Origin of the sequence: Stenotrophomonas sp. YIM B13575 (genome assembly GCF_042787595.1) — a bacterium.
Taxonomy (GTDB): domain Bacteria; phylum Pseudomonadota; class Gammaproteobacteria; order Xanthomonadales; family Xanthomonadaceae; genus Stenotrophomonas; species Stenotrophomonas lactitubi_B.
On the sequence record NZ_JBHZOP010000067.1, the window covers coordinates 1 to 22,876 of the forward strand.

Annotated in this window: 15 protein-coding genes; 8 read left to right on the forward strand and 7 right to left on the reverse strand. The window is 66.7% G+C overall.

Annotated elements, in window-relative coordinates:
• Positions 1–182: 182 nt before the first annotated feature.
• The 7 genes from ACFX4F_RS12375 (at position 183) to ACFX4F_RS12405 (ending at position 8,820) form a co-directional block, all read left to right on the forward strand.
• Positions 183–2,345 carry a S46 family peptidase gene (locus ACFX4F_RS12375; RefSeq protein ID WP_380655671.1) on the forward strand — a complete coding sequence of 721 codons (2,163 nt, stop codon included), beginning with the start codon at positions 183–185 and terminating at the stop codon, positions 2,343–2,345.
• Between the two features lie 239 nt (positions 2,346–2,584).
• The gene (locus tag ACFX4F_RS12380; protein ID WP_380655674.1) at positions 2,585–3,229 is read left to right on the forward strand and encodes a histidine phosphatase family protein; all 645 of its coding nucleotides are present in this window, start codon (positions 2,585–2,587) and stop codon (positions 3,227–3,229) included.
• A gap of 42 nt (positions 3,230–3,271) precedes the next feature.
• A complete protein-coding gene (folC, locus tag ACFX4F_RS12385) occupies positions 3,272–4,543 on the forward strand; it encodes a bifunctional tetrahydrofolate synthase/dihydrofolate synthase (RefSeq protein ID WP_380655677.1) in 1,272 nt (423 codons plus the stop codon).
• An 81-nt stretch (positions 4,544–4,624) separates the two neighbouring features.
• On the forward strand, positions 4,625–5,662 hold the full coding sequence (locus ACFX4F_RS12390; RefSeq protein WP_380655679.1) for an SPOR domain-containing protein: 1,038 nt from the start codon (positions 4,625–4,627) through the stop codon (positions 5,660–5,662).
• A 46-nt stretch (positions 5,663–5,708) separates the two neighbouring features.
• Positions 5,709–6,488, forward strand: coding sequence for a CvpA family protein (locus ACFX4F_RS12395; RefSeq protein WP_380655682.1), 780 nt, complete (start codon positions 5,709–5,711; stop codon positions 6,486–6,488).
• Positions 6,489–6,518: 30 nt separating this feature from the next.
• On the forward strand, positions 6,519–7,985 hold the full coding sequence (purF, locus tag ACFX4F_RS12400) for an amidophosphoribosyltransferase (RefSeq protein WP_025878104.1): 1,467 nt from the start codon (positions 6,519–6,521) through the stop codon (positions 7,983–7,985).
• Between the two features lie 10 nt (positions 7,986–7,995).
• Positions 7,996–8,820 carry a ferritin-like domain-containing protein gene (locus ACFX4F_RS12405; protein ID WP_380655686.1) on the forward strand — a complete coding sequence of 275 codons (825 nt, stop codon included), beginning with the start codon at positions 7,996–7,998 and terminating at the stop codon, positions 8,818–8,820.
• A 115-nt stretch (positions 8,821–8,935) separates the two neighbouring features.
• On the opposite strand, the gene ACFX4F_RS12410 is transcribed toward ACFX4F_RS12405, so the two are convergent.
• Positions 8,936–10,408 (reverse strand): DUF2235 domain-containing protein, encoded by a 1,473-nt coding sequence (locus ACFX4F_RS12410; RefSeq protein WP_380655689.1) that lies wholly within the window; start codon positions 10,406–10,408, stop codon positions 8,936–8,938.
• Between the two features lie 220 nt (positions 10,409–10,628).
• Here ACFX4F_RS12410 and ACFX4F_RS12415 point away from each other — a divergent pair, with 220 nt between their 5' ends.
• Positions 10,629–11,882 (forward strand): zinc-dependent metalloprotease, encoded by a 1,254-nt coding sequence (locus ACFX4F_RS12415; RefSeq protein WP_099819161.1) that lies wholly within the window; start codon positions 10,629–10,631, stop codon positions 11,880–11,882.
• An 87-nt stretch (positions 11,883–11,969) separates the two neighbouring features.
• Here ACFX4F_RS12415 and lpxH read toward each other — a convergent pair whose 3' ends face one another.
• The 6 genes from lpxH to ppx all read right to left on the reverse strand — a co-directional run bounded on the left by lpxH (position 11,970) and on the right by ppx (position 22,673).
• Complete coding sequence (lpxH, locus tag ACFX4F_RS12420; protein ID WP_180163718.1) at positions 11,970–12,716, reverse strand: UDP-2,3-diacylglucosamine diphosphatase; 747 nt, start codon at positions 12,714–12,716, stop codon at positions 11,970–11,972.
• 59 nt (positions 12,717–12,775) lie between these two features.
• Entirely contained in the window at positions 12,776–13,315 is a 540-nt protein-coding gene (locus ACFX4F_RS12425; protein ID WP_180163719.1) for a phosphatase PAP2 family protein, read from the reverse strand.
• Positions 13,296–14,441 (reverse strand): glycosyltransferase family 4 protein, encoded by a 1,146-nt coding sequence (locus tag ACFX4F_RS12430; RefSeq protein ID WP_380655694.1) that lies wholly within the window; start codon positions 14,439–14,441, stop codon positions 13,296–13,298. The genes ACFX4F_RS12425 and ACFX4F_RS12430 overlap by 20 nt, the downstream gene beginning before the upstream one ends.
• Before the next feature lie 166 nt (positions 14,442–14,607).
• Complete coding sequence (locus ACFX4F_RS12435; RefSeq protein ID WP_380655698.1) at positions 14,608–17,532, reverse strand: TonB-dependent receptor plug domain-containing protein; 2,925 nt, start codon at positions 17,530–17,532, stop codon at positions 14,608–14,610.
• 330 nt (positions 17,533–17,862) lie between these two features.
• Complete coding sequence (locus ACFX4F_RS12440) at positions 17,863–20,832, reverse strand: TonB-dependent receptor domain-containing protein (protein ID WP_099819166.1); 2,970 nt, start codon at positions 20,830–20,832, stop codon at positions 17,863–17,865.
• Between the two features lie 314 nt (positions 20,833–21,146).
• Positions 21,147–22,673, reverse strand: a complete 1,527-nt coding sequence (gene ppx / locus ACFX4F_RS12445; RefSeq protein WP_099819167.1) for an exopolyphosphatase — start codon at positions 22,671–22,673, stop codon at positions 21,147–21,149.
• Between the last annotated feature and the right edge of the window lie 203 nt (positions 22,674–22,876).

Below are 22,876 nucleotides of genomic sequence, written 5' to 3' on the forward strand. Positions count from 1 at the left end.
GCCCGGCGCTACCCCGCATGGCGGCTGCCCCGGTAGCGCCGGGCCATGCCCGGCGGATGCGTGGGTGCCAGCCAAGGTTGGCTGCTGCCGGGCATCGGGGCGTCCGGCCCATGACTTCCGGGGTTCGGGGCGGGGCAGGGTGGCGGGCTACAATCGAGGGTTCCACTACCAGGGGCCGCTCCATGCGCTCGAACCTGCTTGCATTCTCCGTCGTCGCCAGCCTTGGGCTGGTCCAGGTCGCCCATGCCGCTGAAGGCATGTGGGTGCCGCAGCAGCTGCCGGAAATCGCCGGCCCGCTGCAGAAGGCCGGCCTCAAACTGTCCCCGGAACAGCTGGCCAACCTGACCGGCGACCCGATGGGCGCGGTGGTCGCGCTGGGCGGCTGCACCGCCAGCTTCGTCTCCCCGCAGGGCCTGGTGGTCACCAACCACCACTGTGCCTACGGTGCGATCCAGCTGAATTCGACCGCGCAGAAGAACCTGATCAAGGATGGCTTCAACGCGCCCAAGCTCAGCGACGAACTGAGTGCCGGCCCGAACGCCCGCGTGTTCGTGCTCGACCAGATCACCGACGTCACCGCCCAGGCCAAGGCGGCCATCGCCGGCGCCGGCAAGGATCCGCTGGCCCGCAGCCGCGCGCTGGATGCCTTCGACAAGGCCCAGGTCGCCGCCTGTGAAGCCGATGCCGGCTTCCGCTGCCGCCTGTACAGCTTCTCCGGCGGCAACACCTACCGCCTGTTCCGCAACATGGAGATCAAGGACGTGCGCCTGGTCTACGCGCCCCCGGGCAGCGTCGGCAAGTTCGGCGGCGACGTCGACAACTGGATGTGGCCGCGCCACACCGGCGATTTCTCGTTCTACCGTGCCTACGTCGGCAAGGACGGCAAGCCGGCAGCGTTCTCGGCCGACAACGTGCCGTACCAGCCCAAGCACTTCCTGAAGTTCGCCGATACGCCGCTGGGCGCCGACGACTTCGTGATGGTGGCCGGCTACCCGGGCCGCACCAACCGTTACGCGCTGGCCGGTGAGTTCAACGAGACCGCCAGCTTCACCTACCCGACCATCGCCCGCCACTACAACGCGGTGCTGAAGATGATCGCCGACGCCGGCAAGGCCGACGCCGATGTCAAGGTGAAGTACGCCGCCACCGCCGCCAGCATGAACAACGTGGCCAAGAACTACCTGGGCCAGCTGGAAGGCTTCAAGCGCATCGACGCCGCCGGCCAGAAGCAGGCTGAAGAAGCGGCGGTGCTGGCGTGGCTGAAGAAGCAGGGCGCTGCCGGCAAGCCGGCGCTGGCTGCGCACGCGCAGCTGCTGCAGCACCTGGACACCAGCAAGTCGACCCGCGAGCGCGACCTGTTCGTCGGCCAGTTCAACAACACCTCGGCCGTTGGCGCGGCGATCACCCTGTACCGCCTGTCGATCGAGCGCAGCAAGCCCGACGCCGAGCGCGAAGCGGGTTACCAGGACCGTGACCTGACCACCATCGAAGGCAGCCTGAAGCAGATGGATCGCCGTTACGTGGCGAAGATGGACCAGCAGCTGCAGACCTACTGGCTGGACCAGTACGTGGCCCTGCCGGCCGCGCAGCGCGACAACGTAGTGCTGAACACGTGGCTGGCCGGCAGCGATGCCGCTGCGGTGAAGTCGCTGGTGACCAAGCTCGGCGGCACCGAGCTGGGCAGCCTGGACAACCGCCTGAAGTGGTTCAAGGCCGACCGCGCTGCGTTTGAAGCCAGCAATGATCCGGCCATCCAGTACGCGGTGGCGGTCATGCCGGCGCTGTTGAAGCAGGAAGAGCAGAAGAAGATCCGCGAAGGCGAATCGCTGACTGCCCGTCCGCTGTACCTGCAGGCCGTGGCCGACTACAAGAAGAGCCAGGGCGAGTTCGTCTACCCGGACGCCAACCTGTCGCTGCGCATCACCTTCGGCAACGTCATGGGCTATGGCAAGGACGGCGTGAAGTACACCCCGTTCACCACCCTGGAAGGTGTTGCGGCGAAGGAAACCGGTGAAGATCCGTTCGACTCGCCGAAGGCGCTGCTGGATGCGGTCAAGGCCAAGCGTTATGGCGGCCTGGAAGACAAGCGCATTGGTTCGGTGCCGGTGAACTTCCTGTCCAACCTGGACATCACCGGCGGCAACTCCGGTTCGCCGGTGCTCGATGCCAACGGCAAGCTGGTCGGCCTGGCCTTCGACGGCAACTGGGAATCGGTCAGCTCCAACTGGGTGTTCGACCCGGTGATGACCCGCATGATCGCCGTCGACAGCCGCTACATGCAGTGGATCATGCAGGAAGTGGCGCCGGCGCCGCAGCTGCTGAAGGAACTGAACCTGGCGAAATGATCCGTCTGCGGTCGCTGGCGATCTATCCACGCATGGCGTGGATCTACTGGCCGCCTCCGGTAGCGCCGGGCCATGCCCGGCGGAATCCGTAGGAAACCTGAAACCCCGTGACGCCAGTCGCGGGGTTTTTTCATGCCCGGTCCGGCGCGGTGCGCCGAACAGGTATCATCCCTGTTCCGCGTACTTCACAGGATGTGAACACTGCGCCGGAATTCCTCCCCCAAGGACCCCTTGTTCGCATGCGCATCCTGCTTGCCCGTCACGGCGAAACGCCGTGGAACGCCGAAGGCCGCTACCAGGGCCAGATCGACATCCCGCTTTCGCCCATCGGTGAGGCCCAGGCGCAGGCGCTTGGCGCCCGCCTGGCGTCGGTGGACATCACCCGTGCGGTGGCCTCGCCGCTGTCGCGCGCCCAGCGCACCGCGCAGCTGGCCCTTGGCGCCGCACGCGCCGACATGCTGCTGACCGAGCCGGAACTGCAGGAGATCGCGCACGGCGAGTGGGAAGGTCTGCTGGCCAGCGAAATCAACGAAAAAGATCCGTCGCGCCTGCAGGCCTGGCGCACTGAGCCGGACACCGTGCTGATGCCCGGCGGTGAGTCGCTGCGCCTGGTGCTGGAGCGCAGCTGGCGCGGCCTGGCCCGTGCCGTGGAAGGCCTTGGCGAACACGACACGCTGCTGGTGGTCGCCCACGACGCGGTCAACCGGGTGATCCTGTGCAAGGTGCTGGGCCTGCCGATTTCCCGCCTGTGGAGCTTCCGCCAGGCACCGACCACCCTCAACCTGCTTGAAGGCCCCGATCTGGACAGCCTGGAAGTGGTGCGCCTGAACGACTGCGCCCACCACACGCCGTTCTTCGGTGAAGCCAAGCACCGCGCACTCTGAATTTCCTGTCCTGAACCACCTGTACCTGTTGGAAGCCTTGCCGTGAAGAACACCCCGACCACTCTGGCCGAATGGCTGGATTACATTGAACGCCAGCACCCGGCAAGCATCGACATGGGGCTGGAGCGCGTGCGCACCGTGGCCACCGCGATGGGCCTGGGCACGCCGGCCAGGCACACCATCGTGGTCGGTGGTACCAACGGCAAGGGGTCCACCGTTGCCTTCATCGAAGCCATCGCGCGCGCTGCCGGCTGGAAGGTCGGTGCGTACACCTCGCCGCACCTGCTGCGCTACAACGAGCGCGTACGCATCGATGGCCAGGATGCCGATGACGCCGCACTGGTCGCTGCGTTCAACGCGGTCGAGGCCGCGCGCGGTGATGTGACGCTGACCTATTTCGAGTACGGAACGCTGGCCGCGCTGCAGTTGTTCGCCGACGCCGATCTTGATCTGGCCGTGCTGGAAGTCGGCCTTGGCGGCCGTCTGGATGCGGTCAACATCGTCGACGCCGATGTGTCGGTGATTACCACCGTGGACATCGATCACGCCGAATGGCTGGGCGAGGACCGCGAGGCCATCGGTGCCGAGAAGGCCGGCATCATCCGCGGCTGGAAGCCAGTGATCCTGGGCGAGACCGATCCGCCGTCGAGCGTGCTGGCGCGCGCCTACCTGGTGGGTGCCAACGCGATCCGCGGTGGCAGCGACTATTTCTACGAACCGATCGACGCGCAGCGTTGGCGCTGGCGCGATGTCGGCACCCGCCTGGAGCTGCCGACCCCGGCGCTGGCCGGGCCGATCCAGCTGGCCAACGCCGGTGCGGCGATCGCGGCGCTGCGTGCACTGGACAAGCCGGTGCCGCGCGCCGCATGGGCCGCAGGCGTGGCTGCGGCGCGCATCGCCGGGCGCCTGCAGGCGTTCGAGCGCGATGGCGTGCAGGTCCGCGTCGATGTCGGCCACAACCCGCAGGCGGCCGGCCAGCTGGCGCGCGCGCTGAAGGCCGAGGCGACTCCCGGGCGCACCCTGGTGGTATATGCCGCGCTGCAGGACAAGGACGCCTTGGGCGTGGTGCAGGCCCTGCAGGACGTGGTGAACGACTGGACCCTGGCCGGCCTGGATGGCCCGCGTGGGCAGAGCGCGGCGCAGTTGCAGGCGCGCCTGGCCGATACCACTGCGGCCGCTGCGGCGTTGGCCGACACGGTCGAACAGGCGCTGGCGCAGGTGCTGGCCCGTGCCGAACGCGGCGACCGGGTACTGGTGTTCGGTTCCTTCCATACCGCCGCCGCTGCGCTGCAATGGCTGCAGGCCCACGCCTGACCGCCGTTCAGCCATTACCGACGCCGTCCGGTCGCGCACCCGTATAATCGACCGCAACGTCCAGCCTGCCGCCTGCCCTACGTGGATACGCCCCTGAAACAGCGTCTGATTGGTGCCATCGTCCTGGTGGCCTTGGCCGTCATCTTCCTGCCGATGCTCGTCAAGGGCCCGGCCCCGGACAGCGGTGTGGCCAATGTGCCGATCGCCGCGCCCGATGCGCCGGCCGATGGCCAGTTCGAAACCCGTGAACTGCCGCTGGTCGCGCCTGCCGGTGGCGCCACCGGATTGCAGAGCGGCCAGGCCCGTCCCGTCGAGGAGGCCGCCGCACCGGCTGCGCCGCCGACCGTGGACACCTCGCCAGCAGTCGCCGCCGGCAACTACGCGGTGACCTTCGGCGCCTACGGCAGCCAGGCCGATGCCGATGCGGTGGTCGCCTACCTGAAGCGCTCGCAGCTTCCGGGCTTCATCGAAACCGCATCGATCAACGGTCGCCCGGCCTGGCGCGTGCGCGTAGGACCGTATGCCGACCGTGCGCAGGCCGAAGCGGGCCGGCTGCAGGCGGTGAAGGTCCGCGCCGACGTGAAGGCAGAAGTCATCACCCTCGATGCCAAGCCCTCGACCAGCGCACCGGTGGCCAGCACGCCGGCGCCCGCGCCGAGCGCCAGCACCCCCGTCGCGGCGACTGCGCCGTCGGCGACCGGCAATCCGGTGCGCAGTGAAAGCCTGCCGCCGAGCACGCCAACCGCAGCAACCGCGCCGGCCACCAAGCCGGAACCGGCCAAGCCCGTGGCCAAGCCGGAACCGAAGCCCGAGCCCAAGCCGGAAGCGACCGCCAGCAAGCCGGCCACCCCGCCGACTACGCCGGCCGCACCGGCGGCGAGCGGCGTGGGGTTTGCCGTGCAGCTCGGTGCATTCGGCCAGGCCAACGATGCCAATGCCCTGCGTGACAAGGTCCGCGCGGCAGGCTTCAGCGCCTTCGTCGAGCAGGTGCGCACCGAAAAGGGCAGCCTGCACCGGGTCCGCGTCGGGCCGGTTGCCAACCGCGCCGATGCCGAACAGTTGAAGGCGCAGGTCGCCGCCAAGGTCGGCGTGGCCGGCATGGTGCGACCGCACCCATGACCTGTACGCAGCCCCGTTGCCAGCGCCGCCGAAGGAGCGGGGCGCCATGATCGACGTGGTGCTGCTGATCGTGATCGCCGCCTCCACCCTGCTCGGGTTGCTGCGCGGCTTCGTCGGCATCGTCATCGGCACCGTATCGTGGCTGGTGGCCGCCTGGGCGGCCTTCGCCTTCGGCAACGACGCCGCACGCTGGTGGGCGGCACCGGCCGCGCCCGGCGGCGAGCATTTCATCGGCGGCTACCTCAGCGTCGGCATCGGCGTGATGATCGTCGTCGCGGTGATCGGCATGGTCATCAAGGCCATCGTCCACCGCAACATGCTGGGCAGCCTGGACCGCCTGCTGGGCGGCGTCCTCGGCGCTGTTCGTGGGGGCCTCATCGCGGCCGTGCTGGTGTTGCTGGCCGGCTTCACTCCGCTCACTGCCGAACCCTCCTGGCGCGGCTCGGCGCTGCGGCCGGTGCTGAACCCGGCCGTGGCCTGGATGAACAGCAAGCTGCCGCACTGGCAGGTGCCGGGGGCCGACCTGCTGCCCAAGGCCTTGCCGATGGACGCGCTGTCCCCATCTGCGTTGATGGAGCTGGGCAAGAGCGCCGGCGCCGGAGTGGGCAAGCCGGGGGCGACAGGCGATAATGGCGTACTCGGTCAGATAGTGGCGGGCAGCGGATGGCTGCGGCCTGCGAAGGCGGAACAGGGCGAGGCACATGATCCGGCCGAAGTGCGCCCGGACGCCCCAGCACTACCGGGCAGCATCGAGCCGGACGACCCGGCCAATGTCGACCGCAGACGCGGCGACAACTCTGGCCAGGTACGGCCACCTTCCTTGTAACTGGGCACAGCCCAGCGGAGACCTCGCATCATGTGTGGCATCGTCGGAATCGTCGGCAACCAGAACGTCGCCGGGCAGTTGTATGACGGCTTGACCGTCCTCCAGCATCGCGGCCAGGACGCGGCGGGCATCGCCACCGTCAACGGCAGCCGCCTGCGGGTGCAGAAGGCCACCGGCCTGGTCCGCGATGTCTTCGATGCACGCACCATGTCCACCCTGGAAGGCAGTGTCGGTATCGCCCATGTGCGTTACCCGACCGCCGGTTCGGAAGGCATGGACGAGGCACAGCCGTTCTACGTCAATTCGCCGTACGGCATCGCGCTGGCCCACAACGGCAATCTGATCAACACCGAGGACCTGCGCCAGCAGGTGTTCGAGCAGGACCGCCGCAACGTCAATACTGATTCGGACAGCGAAGTGCTGTTGAACGTGTTCGCCTACGAACTGGAGCAGCAGCGCCAGCTCAGCCCGGAAGCGGCCATCCGCGCGGTGGCCGGCGTGCACCGTCGCTGCAAGGGCGGCTATGCGGTGGTCAGCGTGGTGCTCGGCCTGGGCCTGGTCGCTTTCCGCGATCCGCACGGCATCCGCCCGCTGGTGCTGGGCAAGCGCAGCCACGCCGAGGGTGACGAGTACATCGTGGCCTCCGAGTCGGCTGCGCTGGACGTGCTGGGCTTCCAGCGCGTGCGTGACGTGCAGCCGGGCGAAGCACTGGTGATCACCGCGCGCGGTGAACTGTTCTCGGAAATCTGCGCCGAGCCGGCCGAACACACCCCGTGCATCTTCGAGTACGTGTACTTCGCACGCCCCGATTCGATGATCGACAACGTGTCGGTGCACAAGGCGCGCATGCGCATGGGCATCAAGCTGGGCGAGAAGATCCTGCGCCTGCGCCCGGACCACGACATCGACACCATCATCCCGATCCCGGATACCTCGCGCGATGCCGCGCTGGAGATCTCCAACGTGCTCGGGGTGAAGTACCGCGAAGGCTTCATCAAGAACCGTTACATCGGCCGCACGTTCATCATGCCGGGGCAGGGTGAGCGGGTGAAGTCGGTGCGCCGCAAGCTCAACCCGATCCACCTGGAATTCCGCAACCGCGTGGTGCTGCTGGTGGATGACTCGATCGTGCGCGGCACCACCAGCCAGCAGATCGTGCAGATGGCGCGAGATGCCGGCGCGCGCAAGGTCTACCTGGCCAGCGCCGCACCGCCGGTGCGTTACCCGAACATCTACGGCATCGACATGCCGGCCGCTGAAGAACTGGTCGCGCACAACCGCAGCATCGAGGAAATCGAAGCGCACCTGGGCTGCGACTGGCTGATCTACCAGGACATCGAAGACATGGAAGCGGCGGTGAGCGAAGGCAATCCGGCGCTGCGCAACTTCGATTCGTCGTGCTTCAACGGGCATTACCCGACGGGCATCGAGCCGGGCTACTTCGAGCGCATCCAGCAGCTGCGTTCGGACGACGCCAAGCACAAGCGCCGCGCCTGAGGTCCAGGCGGTGATCGACGTGCCTGACGTCGGCGGCAATCTGCTGCGCGCTGCGCAGCAGTGCCTGGCCGAAGCCGATCCCCTGCACAAGGTCGCACTGACCCAGGCCTACGCGGCGGCGTTCCGCGCCGGCCGGCTGCATGTGCCGGCCGATGCGCCAGCAGCCGAACCGATCCGCATGCCGGGCCGACCGCCGCAGCTGCTGATGGTGCATCCGCGTGAAGTGCCCCGGCGCGGCCTGGGCGGGGTGGAGGGGCGCGCGGCGTTCATCCATGCCATCGCCCATATCGAGCTCAATGCGATCGACCTGGCCTGGGACGCGGTGTACCGCTTCCGTGGTCTGCCGGCAGCGTTCCACGCCGACTGGGTGAGCTGCGCCGACGACGAATCGCGCCACTTCATGCTGCTGCGCGAGCGCCTGCTGGCGCACGGCCATGAGTACGCCGATTTTCCTGCGCACAACGGCCTGTGGGAAATGTGCGAGAAGACCGCGCACGACGGCCTCGCGCGCATGGCGCTGGTGCCGCGCGTGCTGGAAGCGCGGGGGCTGGACGTGACCCCGGGCATGATCGACAAGCTGCGCAATGTCGGCGACGGTGACACCGCCGATGTGCTGGAAGTGATCCTGCGCGAGGAGGTTGCACACGTTGCCGCCGGATCGCGCTGGTTCCGCTGGTACTGCGAGCGCGCCGGCGTCGAACCGCGTGCGCGTTTCAGGGAACTGCTGGTCGAGTATGCCGGTGGCTACCTGCACGGGCCGTTCAATATGGAAGCGCGCCTGCTGGCTGGGTTCGATGCGGATGAGCTCGCCAATCTGATCGAGCAGGCGGGTTGACCGGCGTCGGTTGATCCATCATCCACGCATGGCGTGGATCTACTGCAAGGCCGGTGCCCCGGTGGATGAGGTCCACCCGCCACCCCAGTAGATCCACGCCATGCGTGGATGCCGTTCACCCGTTCGGCAACACCACGCGCCTGCCATCCACCGTCGGCCGGTTGATGTAGAACAGCCCCGGTCCAGGCCGATACGGCAGCTCGCTGACACCAGCATCAGCGGTGTAGGTCAGGGCGGTATCGCCCAGCGCATCGAAATTCCAGTGGGCGGACTGCATCAGGTAACGGCGGCGCAGCAGCGCTTCCTGCGTCGGGGTCAGCGGCTGGCCGGCGATCAGGCGGCGCGCGATCGGCTGCAGCGCGCTGGGCAGTTCCCAACCCGCCACCTCGGCGGCGTCGGCGGTCCAGGTCACGCCGGCATCGATGGCGTGCTTCTGCATCACCTGCAGCGCCACCAGCTGATAGCGCCAGTCGATGGGCCGGTGCAGCACCACCGCAGCGGTGGCGTACAGCACCGGCGACAGCAGCACGCTGCGGCTGCCCGCGCGTCGTTGCTGCTGCCACTGGTGCCAGACATCGACCCACACTTCCTTCGGGCTCAGCCCCAGCTGCTGCCGCCAGCGTTCGGCGTCGGCCTGTGCTTCAGCGTAGGCGGTCGTCGCCTGCAGCAGGGTCAGTGGCGGTGTCTGGTAGTCCTCCACGCCGGGCCGGCGCAGCTGCTGCCGTCGCGGCCGGCTGAGCAGCTTGGGCCCTTCCTCCACCTGGTCGTAGCCACCACCGATGTTGGCGTGCACGCCGGGCAGTGCGATTTCGCGATGGGCAGGTGCGACAGTGGTCAGCGCATAGTGCTGGCGATGCTCATCACGCGCGCTGAGCTGCAACACCGCCTCGGCGATGCCCGCGGGCAGGGCGATGCGGGGATGCTCATCGGCGCGTCCGCCGTTGACGGCGACCACCGTGTCGAACAGGCCGATGAAGCGCAGTGTTGGCCGCGGCAGGGCGAAATCGGCGCTGCACGAAAGCCCGGCCTGCTGCAGCAGCTGCCGCCAGCGCGCGGCATCCCACCCGCGCAGGTGGTTGGCCACATCGCGCGCGGCGGCCGCGCCCCGCGAATAGCCGAACAGATCCAGCTGCACGCTGTGCAGTGGCGCGCGCCACTGCGAGGCAAGTGCCGACAGTGCCGCCGGCAGCAACACCTGCAATGCACGCTGCACCTTCGCCTGCACGCCGCTGGCGCCAATCCCGAAAGCCAGACCGATCAGGTCGTCCTCGGCATTGTCGCGGGTGCCGACACCTTCAACATAGATCGCCAGCGACGGTGCGCTGCCCGGTGTGCGCCGGCTGTCCGGATACAACTGGTGCAGGCGCGCGATGTTGGTGGCGCCGTTGTCGTAGCTGCTGGTCAGCCGGCTCTGGTAGGTCGAATCGTCATCGGCGCGGAGCAGGGCGGGGCGCGGTCGCGGCACCTGCCGGTGACCCTGGGCCAGGTTGTGCGCGTTGTTGCGGGTGCCGTCGAAGAACAGGCCGATCCGCAGCAGGCCCGGATCAGCCGTCATGTCACTGCTGTGCTGGCCTGGCGCCATGTGCATCCCCTGTCGTGGCCGCGTCACGGTAGCGCGAAAGCCGTGTATTGGCGATGTGCAGTGACGCTTTTGACCTCACTGAACGCAGATGCGGTCGATCACAGATCGCGATTTCCATTCCCCTCATCTATTGAATTCACACGCCCTGCGCAGGCCTGATGGCCGAACCCGGCACCCCGGGTCGTGCTGCATCAACGCTGTCCACTTCACTCCAAGGAGCGACAAGATGATGTCCAGATCGATAGGTAAAGCGACAGGTGGTCTGTTGTTGGGATTGTCGGTAGCGGCGGCCGCGAGTGCGGCGCCGTTGTTCGAGCCGGTCACCGTGCTCAGCCGGGCATCGGCCACCAGCGAGCCGGCACTGGGGCGATTGCTGGCCACCCCGTCCACCGCCGCCGTACAGGAAGTGCGTGTCGATGCTGCCGCCACCGCGCAGCCGCAGCTGGAATTCGAGCTGCTCGGGCAGAAAGTGCAGGCCGTTCGCAGCAAGGTCGAGGCGCTGCCGGATGGTGGCAGCGTCTGGTATGGCCAGTTGCGCGCGCCGTCCGATCGCCTGCAGGCGGCCACGTCCAATGGCCAGGACGATCCGGGCAATTCGCTGATCCTGGTGCGCTCGGGCAACACCCTCACCGGCTCGATCCGCAAGGACGGCAAGCTGTATCGCCTGCGTCCGCTGGGCAATCGCCATGTGCTGGTCGAGGTGGATGAATCGCGGATGCCGGCCGACCATCCGGCCGACTACAACCAGTTGCCGAAGATCGCCATGCCGGCCAATGATCGCCTTGGCACCGCGCAGGCCTCGTCGGGAAGCCCGGCGACCATCCGCGTGCTGGTGGTGGCGACCAACGCTGCAGTGACCGCCTACGGCGGCAACATGCAGTCGCTGGTGCAGCTGGCCGTTGCCGAGTCCAACCAGGGGTATACCAACAGCAACGTGGGCCTGACCCTGCAGCTGGCCGGTTATGAAACCACCAGCTACACCGAGTCCGGCAATTTCACCACCGACCTGTCGCGCTTCCGTGGCACCAGCGACGGCTACATGGACAGCATCCACACCAGCCGCAACAACACGGCTGCCGACGTCGGCGTTCTGCTGATCAACAACACCAGTTACTGCGGGCTGGCCTCGGGCATCGGCTCCACGGCGTCGACGGCGTTTGCCGCGGTGTACTGGGATTGCGCCACCGGCTACTACTCGTTCGCCCATGAAATCGGCCATCTGCAGAGCGCACGGCACGATATCGCCAGTGATCCGAGCACGTCACCGTATGCCTATGGCCATGGCTATCGTTATGAGCCGGCCAGCGGGTCGCGCTGGCGCACGATCATGGCCTACGACTGCTCGGCCGGCTGTCCGCGGCTGAACTACTGGTCCAATCCGAACATCAGCTACAACGGCGTGCCGATGGGCATCGCCAGCAGTGCCGACAACCAGCGCGTGCTGGTCAATACCAAGGCCACCATCGCGGCCTTCCGCTGAGGCCAGGCGCCGACCAGGGTCGGCGTCTATCAGGGTGGGACCACCTGCTCTGGTAGATGCCAACCTTGGTTGGCACCCTGCGATCGATCATTCGCGGCTGAGCGTATCCAGCGTCCAGCCGTTGGCATCCACGCGCAGCACCGAGCCCTGTTCGTACCAGTCGCCCAGCACGATGCGGGTGCAGCTGCGTCCGCCGGCCTGCAGGGTGTGGATCGCCGGGCGATGGGTATGGCCATGGATCATCGTGTCCACGCCGTGGCGCACGTAAGTGGCTTCCACTTCGGCCGGGGCCACGTCGGTGACCGTTTCGAACTGCGCACGATCGCCCTGTTTCATTTCCGACTGGCGCGCCTGGCTCGCATCGCGCGCTTTCTGCGCGAAGGCGATGCGCGCTTCCAGCGGCTGCGACAGGAACTGCGCCTGGAAGACAGGGTCGCGGGTCTGGGCGCGGAACTGCTGGTAGGGAATGTCATCGGTGCACAGCAGGTCGCCGTGCTGCAGCAGCACCGGGCGGCCGTACAACTCGATCATGCACGGGTCCGGCAGGATCCGAAGGCCGGCGCGGCGGGCATAGTCTTCGCCGAGCAGGAAGTCACGGTTGCCGCGGATGAAGAACACCGGCACGCCACTGTCGGACAGTACCTTCAGTGCATCGGCCACCGCATCGGCTGCGGCCGAGGGGGTGTCATCGCCGATCCAGGCTTCGAACAGATCGCCAAGGATGTACAGCGCGTCGGCGCCGGGCGCCTCCTCGCGCAGGAAGCGCAGGAACAGGTCGGTGATGGCCGGACGGCTGGGGTCCAGATGCAGATCGGAGATGAACAGCGTGGTCATGCGGATATTCTAGGGCATCGCTTTGCCGGTAGCGCAGGGCTCTGCCCCGTCGCAGGGCGTCACACCGGCAGCGGCAACCAGGCCAGGCTGGCCGAGGCCAGCAGTGCAGCGATGCCGGTGGCCGCCAGAACGTCGCTCGGATAGTGCAGGCCCAGTACGACGCGCGACAGGCCCACGCCGAAGGTGAACGGCACCAGCAGCGGTGCCAGCCAGGGGTAGTAGGCCAGCGCAACGATGGTGAACGACACCGCGTGCAGGGTATGCCCGGACGGGAAACTGAACTCATCCAGTGGCGCCACCCAGGCACGGATACGCAGGTCGGCCGCGTACGGCCGCGGTCGCCGGGTCCAGCGTTTCAGCCCCTTGTACAGCAGCAGCGCGGCCAGCCCGGTGGCGGCCATGTGCACCGATGCACGCAGGCCGTCGAAGCCATCAATGAGCACCAGCGCGCCCATCAACATGTACCAGAACACGCCATCGCCGAGCCGGCTGATGATCGAGAACACGCGCCGCACGCGGCGACGTCGGCAGTAGTGGTTGGCGCGGCGGCACAAGCGCGCTTCGCGGCCGGCCAGCAGTTCAAGCGGCGTGGTGCGCATGTCCGCTCCTCCGTGCATTGGCCAGTTCCGCCAGCAGGCTTTCAAACTCCGCCACCACCTGCTGTGGGTGCAGCCGTTTCATCGCCCGTGCCGCGTTGCCGCCCAGTTCACGGCGCAGGGCATCATCGGCAGCCAGTTGAACCGCTGCCTGCACGAACTGCTCGTCGCCATCCACCGCCGCACCGTTCTCGCCGTTGCGCAGGTACTCGCGGGCCGCGCCGTAGTCGAAAGCGACCGTGGCCAGGCCGCTTGCCATGCTTTCCAGTGTCACGTTGCCGAATGTCTCGCTGCGGCTGGGGAACAGGAACAGATCGCCACTGGCGAAATGTCGGGCCAGGGCATCGCCGCGCTGGATGCCGCAGAAGATGAAATCGGGATTCTCATGGGCCAGCTTCTCGCGCGCCGGGCCATCGCCGACCCAGATGAAGCGTGCTTTCGGGCGCACCTGCTGCAGCTTGCGGAAGGCCTTCACCGCCAGGCCGAGGTTCTTTTCGGCGGCGATGCGGCCAACGTAGATCGCCGCCAGCCCCGTACCATCGATGCCCCATTCTTCGCGCAGCGCCGGGTCGCGGCGCGACGGATCGAACTGCTGGTTGTCGACCGCACGCGCGAGCAGGCGCACACGCTCGAAGCCCTGCTCGGTCAGGAATTCCTGCAGTTCGCGGGTGGGCACCAGGGTCGCATCGGCCTGGTTGTGGAAGCGGCGCATCCAGCGCATTGCCGCCGACTGCAGCCACGCCACGCCATAGTCGGGCAGGTATTCGTCGAAGCGGGTGTGGAACCCGGTGGCTACCGGAATGCCCAGGCGGCGCGCGGTGCGCAGTGCCGACCAGCCCAGCGGACCTTCGGTTGCCACGTAGATCGCGTCCGGGCGCTGCTGCCGCCAGTGCCGGCCCAGCCGGATCGGTGCCGGCAGGCCGAAGCGCAGGCCCGGATAGCGCGGCAGCGCTGCACCCGGTACCAGCAGGGTGCCCGGTGCCGCCTCCAGCGCTTCGCTGGCCTGTCGCGGGCGGATCAGGTCGACCTCGTGGCCGGCGGCGCGCAATCCCAGCTCCAGGCCCTGCACGGTCAGTGCGACGCCGTTGATCTCCGGCGGGTAGGTTTCGGTGACGATGGCATAGCGCATGGCGGGCCTCCGGTTTTACGCATGCTCGGGCCTGGCGATGTAGCCGACATGACCGCTTTGCGACAGCGTGATGACGGCCACGCCGGGCGCCGCCGGCGTAGTTCAGGGGCACCAAAAAACCACGGCCCCGCAGGGCCGTGGTCATGGTTGTGCGCCGGTGCGTGGATCAGAAGCGCTGCTGGTACTTCATGTAGATGAAACGACCGATGTCAAAGCCGCCGTAGTAGGAGAAGTTGGAACTTGGCTGGCTGTACAGGATCGGTCCCTGGCGAGCGAACACATTGTTGGCGCCGATCGAAACGGTGGCGCTCCACGGCAGGGTGTAACGCGCCTGCACATCATGGAACGTGACCGAACCGCGTCGGTTGTAATCGCGGCTGCCGCTGTACCAGGGCGCGCGCTGGTCCGGATGGGAACATTCGTCCGGATGGTCCTTTGCGTCCAGGCAGCGTTCCTTGACTGCGGAGAAGTAACGCAGGCTCCAGCTGAGGCCGACGTTGCCCTGTTCCCACCCCAATGACGCGTTGGAGCGGACCCGGAAACCAATGCCATCGTTGGTGGCGATGCCATTGCTGGGAATCGGCGGCACATCCGCCTCGTTGGTGGTCCGCTCTTCGGCGGCAACCACATAGGTGGTCTTCCAGTCGGCGCGCAGCGTGCCCCAGCGGGTTTCGAGTTTGTGGCCGATCTCCAGGTCATAGCCTTCGGCCTGGCGGAAACCGCTGTTGCGGTTGCCGAAGCTGAGCTTGTCGATGATGCCCAGTTCCGGGTCACGGGTGAAACCGCCGCAACGTTCGGCGATGCCCAACTCGTAGCAGTCGCGGAGGATGTCATTGGGATGGTCGGAAACGATCGTGTTCTCGATGCGGATCTTCCACCAGTCCAGCGAGATGTTCAGCCCTTCGGCGAACGTGGGGCTCCAGACCAGGCCCAGTGTGCGGCTGGTCGAGGTCTCCGGCTCCAGGTCCGGATTGGAGCCGTTGGTGAAGGGCCGCGGCGTCTGCCCGCTGCTGCTGGTGATCGGCTCGTTGCCCTGGCCGAGCTGGCGGTAGGTGTCCGCATTGGCGATGTCGGCGGCGCAGCGTGCACGCACCTCCGGGCTGCTGGCGGCTGCACCGTAGACGGTGTCGCAGGGATCGCGGAAGCCGGTGGTGAAGGTTTCAGAACCACCGCCATACAGGTTGGAGATGGTCGGTGCGCGGAAGCCCTGGGCCCAGGTGCCGCGGACCAGCAGCTGGTCGATCGGCTTCCAGGTGAAGCCGAACTTGCTGTTGAGGGTGCCGCCGAAGGTGGTGTAGTCCGAGTATCGGGTAGCGGCGCTCAGGCTCAGCTCACGCGCACCGGCCAGGTCGCGAAGCACCGGCACGCTCAGCTCCAGGTAGGCCTCGTCTACACGGTAGCCACCGCCGGTGGGGCCTGCGGCCAGGTTGGTGGTGGCACCGGTCTGTGCCAGCGCATCGGGGATGAAGCGGCCATCCTCGCGGCGGCTCTCCGCACCCACCGCGAAGCCCAGTTCGCCGGCCGGCAGCGTGGCGAGACTGCCGCTGAGGCTGGCGAACAGGTTGCGGGTAGTGGTACGGCCGCGGGTGAGTTCTTCTGGGAACAACCAGTCCTGCAGTTCCGGGTTGCCGGTCAGGCCATAGGGATCATCCTGGCCATAGGGCACCAGCGGGTTCCAGGGCCTGCAACCGGCGATCGGCGCCTCCGGTGTACCGCACTCGACCTTGCCGGTTGCCGGATTGTAGAAGGACGGCCCGGTGGCATCGGCGACGCGTTGCTTGTGCAGGTTGCCGGTGGCGCGTTGGATCAGTTCGCTGCGGTTGTACTGGTAGCCGGCTTCCCAGTCGAAATCGCGACCGCCGAAGGCGAAGCTGCCCTCGAACGCCGCCACGCCCTGCCAGGAGGTCAGTTCGCTGGTACTGACCCGCGGAATCTCCCAGGTACGGCGGTTCCAGTCCACATCGCTGGGCGTTTCGTAGCCGTGATGGCTGCCGAACGGGTTGAACCAGCTGTCGACGGACATCGGCGTGATGCCGGCTGCGCCGGACTGGAACGGGTAGCCGGCCACCTGACGCCTGGTGGTGCGTTGGTTGTAGGCCAGCTGGGTGTTGAAGCGGACCTGGTCGTTCAGATCCACGCGCGCGTCAACGAAGATCGAGTCGCGCTTGATCGGTGTCTGCAGGTGCATCTGTTCGTTGCTGTTGCTGACATCACCGGTGAACGGGGTGTTGTCGCTGAGATGGAAGCTGTCCGGACCTCCCGGCTGGCCGCCACGGTCGAGCGAATAGCTGCAGCCGCGGCTGTTGCTGCAGCCCGGACCGTTGAAGCCGGTAATGCGGCCCCACTGGCCGACCGTGGTCCAACCATCGTCCGGATGACGATCGGTATAGGTGTAGGCACTGAAGCCCCGGTCCTTCGCCCACACGCCCTTTTCTTCGACATGCTCGGCGGCGAGGCTGATCGAGGCGCGTTCATTCGACCAGCCTGCAACCACGTCGTACTGGGTGCGGGCGCCATCGCCTTCGCTGAACTGGCCATGGTAGACGCTGGCGGTCACGCCCTCGACGTTGCGGCGGGTGATGATGTTGACCACGCCGGCCATGGCATCGGAACCGTAGATGGCCGATGCGCCATCCTTCAGAACTTCCATGCGCTCCACGGCAGCGGCAGGAATGCTGGAGATGTCCTGGTAACCACTGGTCGTCATGCCCAGGCGTTTGCCATTGATCAGCACCAGCGTGCGCTGTGCACCCAGGCCGCGCATGTCCACGTAACTGCCACCGGCGGTTTCGCCAGCACTTAGGGGGCTGGCACGGCTGATTGCCGGGCTGCCGGTTGCGGTCAGGTTCTGCAGGATGTCGGCGACGGAATTGAAGCCTTGCCGCTCGATGTCAGCGCGGCTGATGGTCAGCACGGGCTGTGCGGTTTCCAGATCGACCTGGCGGATGCGCGAGCCAGTGATCTCGATGCGGTCCAGGGTGGTGGCTTCAGCGGAATCCTGGGCGAATGCGGGAACGGCCAACGCAGTGGTGGCGGTCATCGCAAGCACTCGGCGGATCGCCAACCCAAGTTCGGGAATACGGATGGTCATGGGTCTCTCTCTCTTCCAATTCATCGGTGCGCGGCCAAGCAGGGCGGCGCCAGTTCCACCGCAGGCGGTGGACGTTCAAACCTAGTGAAGGCCCGCAGGCAGAAGTAGAGGAAAGCGACGAAAGCGCCCGGATCGGTGATGACGCTTTTGTACAAAGCGGAAGCGAATCAATCGATTGCTCGGTCATGTGGTGTTCCGGCTGAAGGTGTGCCCGGGCTCGCGTGCTGGATTGAAAGCGTCAAGGCCGATGTGGATGGCGACAACCTGCGCAGGCAAAAAAAAACCACGGCCCCGAAGGGCCGTGGTCATGGTGTTGCGTCAACGCGTGGATCAGAAGCGCTGCTGATACTTCATGTACATGAAACGACCGATGTCGTAGCCACCGTAGTAGGAGAACGACGAATTCGGCTTGCTGTACATCACCGGGCCTTCCTTGCCGAACACGTTGTTGGCGCCAACCGACACGGTGGCATCCCACGGCAGGTTGTAACGGAACTGCACGTCGTGGAAGGTGACCGCGCCACGCTGGTTGTAATCGCGCGTGCCCTTGATCCACGGAGCCATGAAGCCCGGATCGGAGCACTCATCCGCGTAACGGGTAGCGTTGAGGCAACGCTCCTTCACGCCGGAGTAGTAACGCGCGGTCCAGCTGACGCCGAAGTCGCCGATATCCCAACCCAGCACCAGGTTCGAACGCACCCGGAAGGCCAGGCTGGTGCTGGTGCCGATGGTGTTGGCCACGCCGTTGATCGGGGTGGGAACCACGCCGGTATCGTTGGTCGAGCGGTACACGTTCTTGCTGACGTAGGTGCTGGTCCAGCCAGCGCTCAGCTTGCCGTAGCTGGTATCGACGCGGTAGCTGACGTCCAGGTCGTAGCCTTCGGTCTCGGCGAAGCCGGCGTTGCGGTTGCCGAACTTCAGGCCAGTGACGATGCCGGTGGCCGCGTCGCGGGTGAAGCGGCTGCAACGTGCTGCGATACCCTGCTCGTAGCAGTCGGTGAGGATCTGGTTCGGGCTGTCATCGACGATGGTGTTGTCGATGCGGATCTTCCACCAGTCCAGCGCAACGTTGAGGTTGCTGACGAAGGTCGGGCTCCACACCAGGCCCAGCGTCTTGCTGGTCGAGGTTTCCGGGGTCAGCTGCGGGTTGGAACCGGAAACGAACGGCGTCGGCGTTGCGTCCTGCGCGGTGGTCACCGGCGTGTTGCCCTGGCGCAGCTGACGGAAGTTGCCGGCATCGGCGATGTCGCGTGCGCAGCGTGCGCGGACTTCAGGACTGTTCTTGGAAGCGCCGAACACGGTGTCGCAGGGATCGCTGAACTGCGCGAAGGTTTCCGAACCGCCGCCGTACAGGTCACTGATGGTCGGTGCGCGGAAGCCTTCGGCCCAGGTGCCGCGGACCAGCAGCTGGTCGATCGGCTTCCACTTGAAGCCGAACTTGCTGTTGAGGGTGTTGCCGAAGGTGTTGTACTCGGAGAAACGCGTTGCGGCGCTGATGCTCAGTTCCCTGGCACCCGGCAGGTCGGCCAGGATCGGCACGTTGAGCTCCAGGTACGCTTCCTTCACCGTGTAGCTGCCGCCGGTCGGGCCAGCGGCCAGGTTGGTGGTGGCACCGGTCTGGGCCAGCGCGTCAGGCGTGTACTTGCCATCTTCCTTGCGGCTTTCGACGCCGAAGGCAAAGCCCAGGTCGCCGGCCGGCAGGGTCATGATGCTGCCCGACAGATTGGCGAACGCATTCTTGGTGGTGGTGCGGCCGGTGGTTTTTTCGGCCGGGAACAGCCAGGACAGCAGTTCTTCGTTGCCGGTCAGGCCGTTCGGGTCATTCTTGCCGAACGGCACCAGCGGGTTCCACGGCTTGCAGCCATCGATGACCGCGCCCTGGCGGCCGCACATCACCTTGCCGGTGGCCGGGTCGAGGAACGACGGGCCCACGGCATCACGCACGCGCTTCTTGTGCAGGTTGCCGGTGGCGGTGGCGGTCAGCTCGTTGCGGTTGTACTGGTAGCCCACGTCCCAGTCGAAGTAGCGCTCGCCGATCTCGAAGGCACCATCCAGCGACACCACCGCACGATAGGTCTTCAGTTCGCTGGTGCTCACGCGCGGCACTTCCCAGGTGCGGCGGTTCCAGGACACTGCGGTCGGGTTGGCATAGCCGTGCTGGCTGCCGAACGGATTGAAGTAGCTGTCCCTGGACATCTGGCCCGTGGCGTTCGGGTCATTGGGAATGGACACCGAGCTGGACTGGGTCGGGTAGCCGGCGATCTGGCGCTCGGAAGAACGCTTGTTGTAGCCGAACTCGGTGCGCAGGTTGATGTCATCGGTCAGCTTGAAGCGGCCATCGAAGTACACCGAATCACGCTTGATCGGGTACATGACGTGCATCTGGTCGTTGGCATTGCTGACGTCACCGGTGAACGGCGTTGCATCGGTCAGGTGGTAATTGGCCGGGTTGGTCGGGTCGGCACCACGGTTGAGCGAGTAGCCGCAGCCCAGCCGGGTATCGGTGCAGCCCGGGCGGCCCTTCAGGCCGGTGATCTGGCCGTACTGGCTCAGCGTGGTCCAGTTGGACGGGTCATTGGGGTTGTGGTCGCTGGTACCGTACTTGCTGAACCAGCGGTCACGTGCCCACACGCTCTTTTCTTCGGAGTGCTCCAGCGCCAGCGTCAGCGACACGCGGTCGTTGCTCCAGCCACCCACCACGTCGAAGCGGTCGCGCGCGCCGTCGCCTTCGCTGTACTGGCCGTGGTAGACGTTGGCGGTCACGCCGTTGACGTTGGAACGGGTGATGATGTTGACCACGCCGGCCATCGCATCGGAGCCGTAGATGGCCGAGGCGCCATCCTTCAGCACTTCGATACGCTCCACCGCCGACACCGGCAGCGAGGACACGTCCTGCAGGCCCGAGGTGCTGATGCCCAGGCGCTTGCCGTTGACCAGCACCAGGGTGCGCTGCGCGCCCAGGTTGCGCATGTCGATATAAGTGCCGCCGGTGTTCTCGCCCGAGCTCAGCGCGTTTGCGCGGCTGATCGCCGGGCTGCCCATCGCGGTCACGTTCTGCAGGATGTCGGCAACGGAGCTGAAGCCCTGGCGTTCGATATCGGTACGGCTCAGGGCCAGCACCGGCTGCGCCGTTTCAACGTCCACCTGGCGGATGCGCGAACCGGTGATCTCGATGCGGTCCAGGTTGGTCGGCGAGGCGGTGCTGCTGCTCTGGGCGAACGCCGGCAGCGCAGCCAGCGTCGCGGTGGTTGCCAGGGCGTAGCGGATGGCCTGCCCCAGTGCGGTGGTGCGTGAAGTCATGACGAGCTCTCTCTCTCGGGTCGTGCAAAGGACGCCAAAACGGGCGTCGAAGGAATCGGCAGGTCCAGGACCGAGCCGATGACCCGATAGTAGTCTCGTTGGTTAATGCTATGTAAAGAGCGCGTGTCGGTTTGTGTCGTTACGCATCATGCGCTTTCACCAAACGTGAACAAAAGCAGGGGTTTACGTCAGAACGAGTCGCACGCCGCCGAAGCCTGCTGCTGCGTTGCAGCAGGAATTGGCGGTCGATTGCGCGGACTGTAACGAAATGTAATCGGGCGCCGACGGCGATGCGTGGGCGCCCGGCGCCCTGCTCAGACCACGAACGGACGGAACTGGATGCCCAGCCCGGCGATGCCTTCGGTCTCGCCGATCAGGTCGGCGCGCAGCAGCGGCCGCGCATCGATGAAGGCCTGCGGCACGATCAGCGACAGGCGGCTGTCGTCGGCGGTCAGTTCCAGCGCCGGCAGTGGTGCGTCTTCATGCGCGCGGTTGAGCAGTACCGCCAGGCGCAGCAGGGCAGCCAGGCGCCGTGCCGTCAGCAGCAGGCGTTCGGGAATGGCATCGAAGGCGGTCTTGCTGATGCTGCGGCGGTGATTGCGCACCAGCGTCGCCAGCATCTGCTGTTCCTGCCGCGAGAAGCCGGCGATGTCCGAGTTCTCCAGCACGTAGCTGCCATGCACGTGGTAACCGCTGTGGGCGATCATCAAGCCCAGTTCATGCAGGCGCGCGGCCCAGCCGAGCATGCGTGCATCATCGGCATCCAGCTTCCAGCGTTCCTGCACCTGCTCCAGCAACGACAGTGCGGTGTCCTGTACGCGGCCGGCCTGCACCGTGTCGATGCCATAGCGATGGGTGAGGGCGGCCACCGATTCATCGCGCGGGTCGTTGTCACCGGCACGGCCGAGGATGTCATAGAGGATGCCCTCGCGCATCGCGGCCTTGCTGACCAGCAGCTTCTGCAGGCCCAGTGCCTGGAAGGCGGCCTCCAGCACCAGGATGCCGCCGGCGATGATCGGGCGGCGATCGCTGGACAGGCCGGGCAGCACGATGTCGTCGATCTTCTTGGCCTTCAGCAGCTCATCGCGGAGCTGCGGCAACGCCTCGGCGGTGATCGCACCCTTGCTCAGCTTCATCGTCGCGCAGATTTCGCTGATGGCCTTGTGGGTGCCGGACGAGCCAAGGGCTTCCTGCCAGCCCAGCGCGCGGTATTTGCTGGCGAAGGGCTGGAACTCCCGGCCGATCTCGGCCAGTGCGTCCTTCCAGCGCTTCTTGCTGAGTTTGCCGCCCGGGAAGAAGCGGCGGGTGCTGGCGATGCAGCCGGCCTGCAGGCTCTCGCGCTCCAGGGTCTGCATGCCCTTGCCGATGATGAACTCGGTCGAGCCGCCGCCGATGTCGATGACCAGGCGATGCTGGTCGGGCTTGGGCGGTTGTGCATGGGCCACGCCCAGATAGATCAGGCGCGCCTCTTCGCGGCCACTGACCACTTCGATGGCATGCCCGAGCGCGGTTTCGGCCGGCATCAGGAAGGCCTGCGGCGAACGCAGCTGGCGGACCGTGTTGGTGGCCAGTGCACGCACGCGATGCGGCGGGACGTTGCGGATGCGCTGGCCGAACCGGGCCAGGCACTCCAGCGCGCGCTGCCGCGCTGCCGCGGAGAGTCCGCCCTTGCCGTCCAGGCCATCGGCCATGCGCACGGTTTCGCGCAGGCGGTCGATCACCCGCAGCTGGCCAAGCGTGTAACGCGCGATGACCATGTGGAAACTATTGGAGCCAAGGTCGATGGCGGCCAGCAGGTCGCCATCCTGCAATGCGGGCGGAGTCGTGGTGGTATGCGGCATGGGCGAATGTTAGCCGAAGGGGCGGTGAACTCGTCACCGCGTGGCCTTCACATTTTGTGGGGGGAGTGCGGCAGGGCTGCGCCCTGCACCCGCAGAGGCCGAAGCAACGTCAACGTCACAAGCGGGCTATCCGTGGGAGGGCGGGGTGGGTCCGGTTGCGGGGGACGCTGCAAGTACGTCCCTGTAAGCTTGGCCGCGGCATC

Coding starts and splice junctions, on each gene's coding strand:
- ACFX4F_RS12380 (WP_380655674.1), top strand. CDS start 2,585: ATGCGCATCCTGCTTGCCCGTCACGGCGAAACGCCGTGGAACGCCGAA.
- ACFX4F_RS12410 (WP_380655689.1), bottom strand. CDS start 10,408: ATGCACATGGCGCCAGGCCAGCACAGCAGTGACATGACGGCTGATCCG.
- ACFX4F_RS12375 (WP_380655671.1), top strand. CDS start 183: ATGCGCTCGAACCTGCTTGCATTCTCCGTCGTCGCCAGCCTTGGGCTG.
- purF (WP_025878104.1), top strand. CDS start 6,519: ATGTGTGGCATCGTCGGAATCGTCGGCAACCAGAACGTCGCCGGGCAG.
- ppx (WP_099819167.1), bottom strand. CDS start 22,673: ATGCCGCATACCACCACGACTCCGCCCGCATTGCAGGATGGCGACCTG.
- lpxH (WP_180163718.1), bottom strand. CDS start 12,716: ATGACCACGCTGTTCATCTCCGATCTGCATCTGGACCCCAGCCGTCCG.
- ACFX4F_RS12425 (WP_180163719.1), bottom strand. CDS start 13,315: ATGCGCACCACGCCGCTTGAACTGCTGGCCGGCCGCGAAGCGCGCTTG.
- ACFX4F_RS12395 (WP_380655682.1), top strand. CDS start 5,709: ATGATCGACGTGGTGCTGCTGATCGTGATCGCCGCCTCCACCCTGCTC.
- ACFX4F_RS12435 (WP_380655698.1), bottom strand. CDS start 17,532: ATGACCATCCGTATTCCCGAACTTGGGTTGGCGATCCGCCGAGTGCTT.
- ACFX4F_RS12440 (WP_099819166.1), bottom strand. CDS start 20,832: ATGACTTCACGCACCACCGCACTGGGGCAGGCCATCCGCTACGCCCTG.
- ACFX4F_RS12415 (WP_099819161.1), top strand. CDS start 10,629: ATGATGTCCAGATCGATAGGTAAAGCGACAGGTGGTCTGTTGTTGGGA.
- ACFX4F_RS12430 (WP_380655694.1), bottom strand. CDS start 14,441: ATGCGCTATGCCATCGTCACCGAAACCTACCCGCCGGAGATCAACGGC.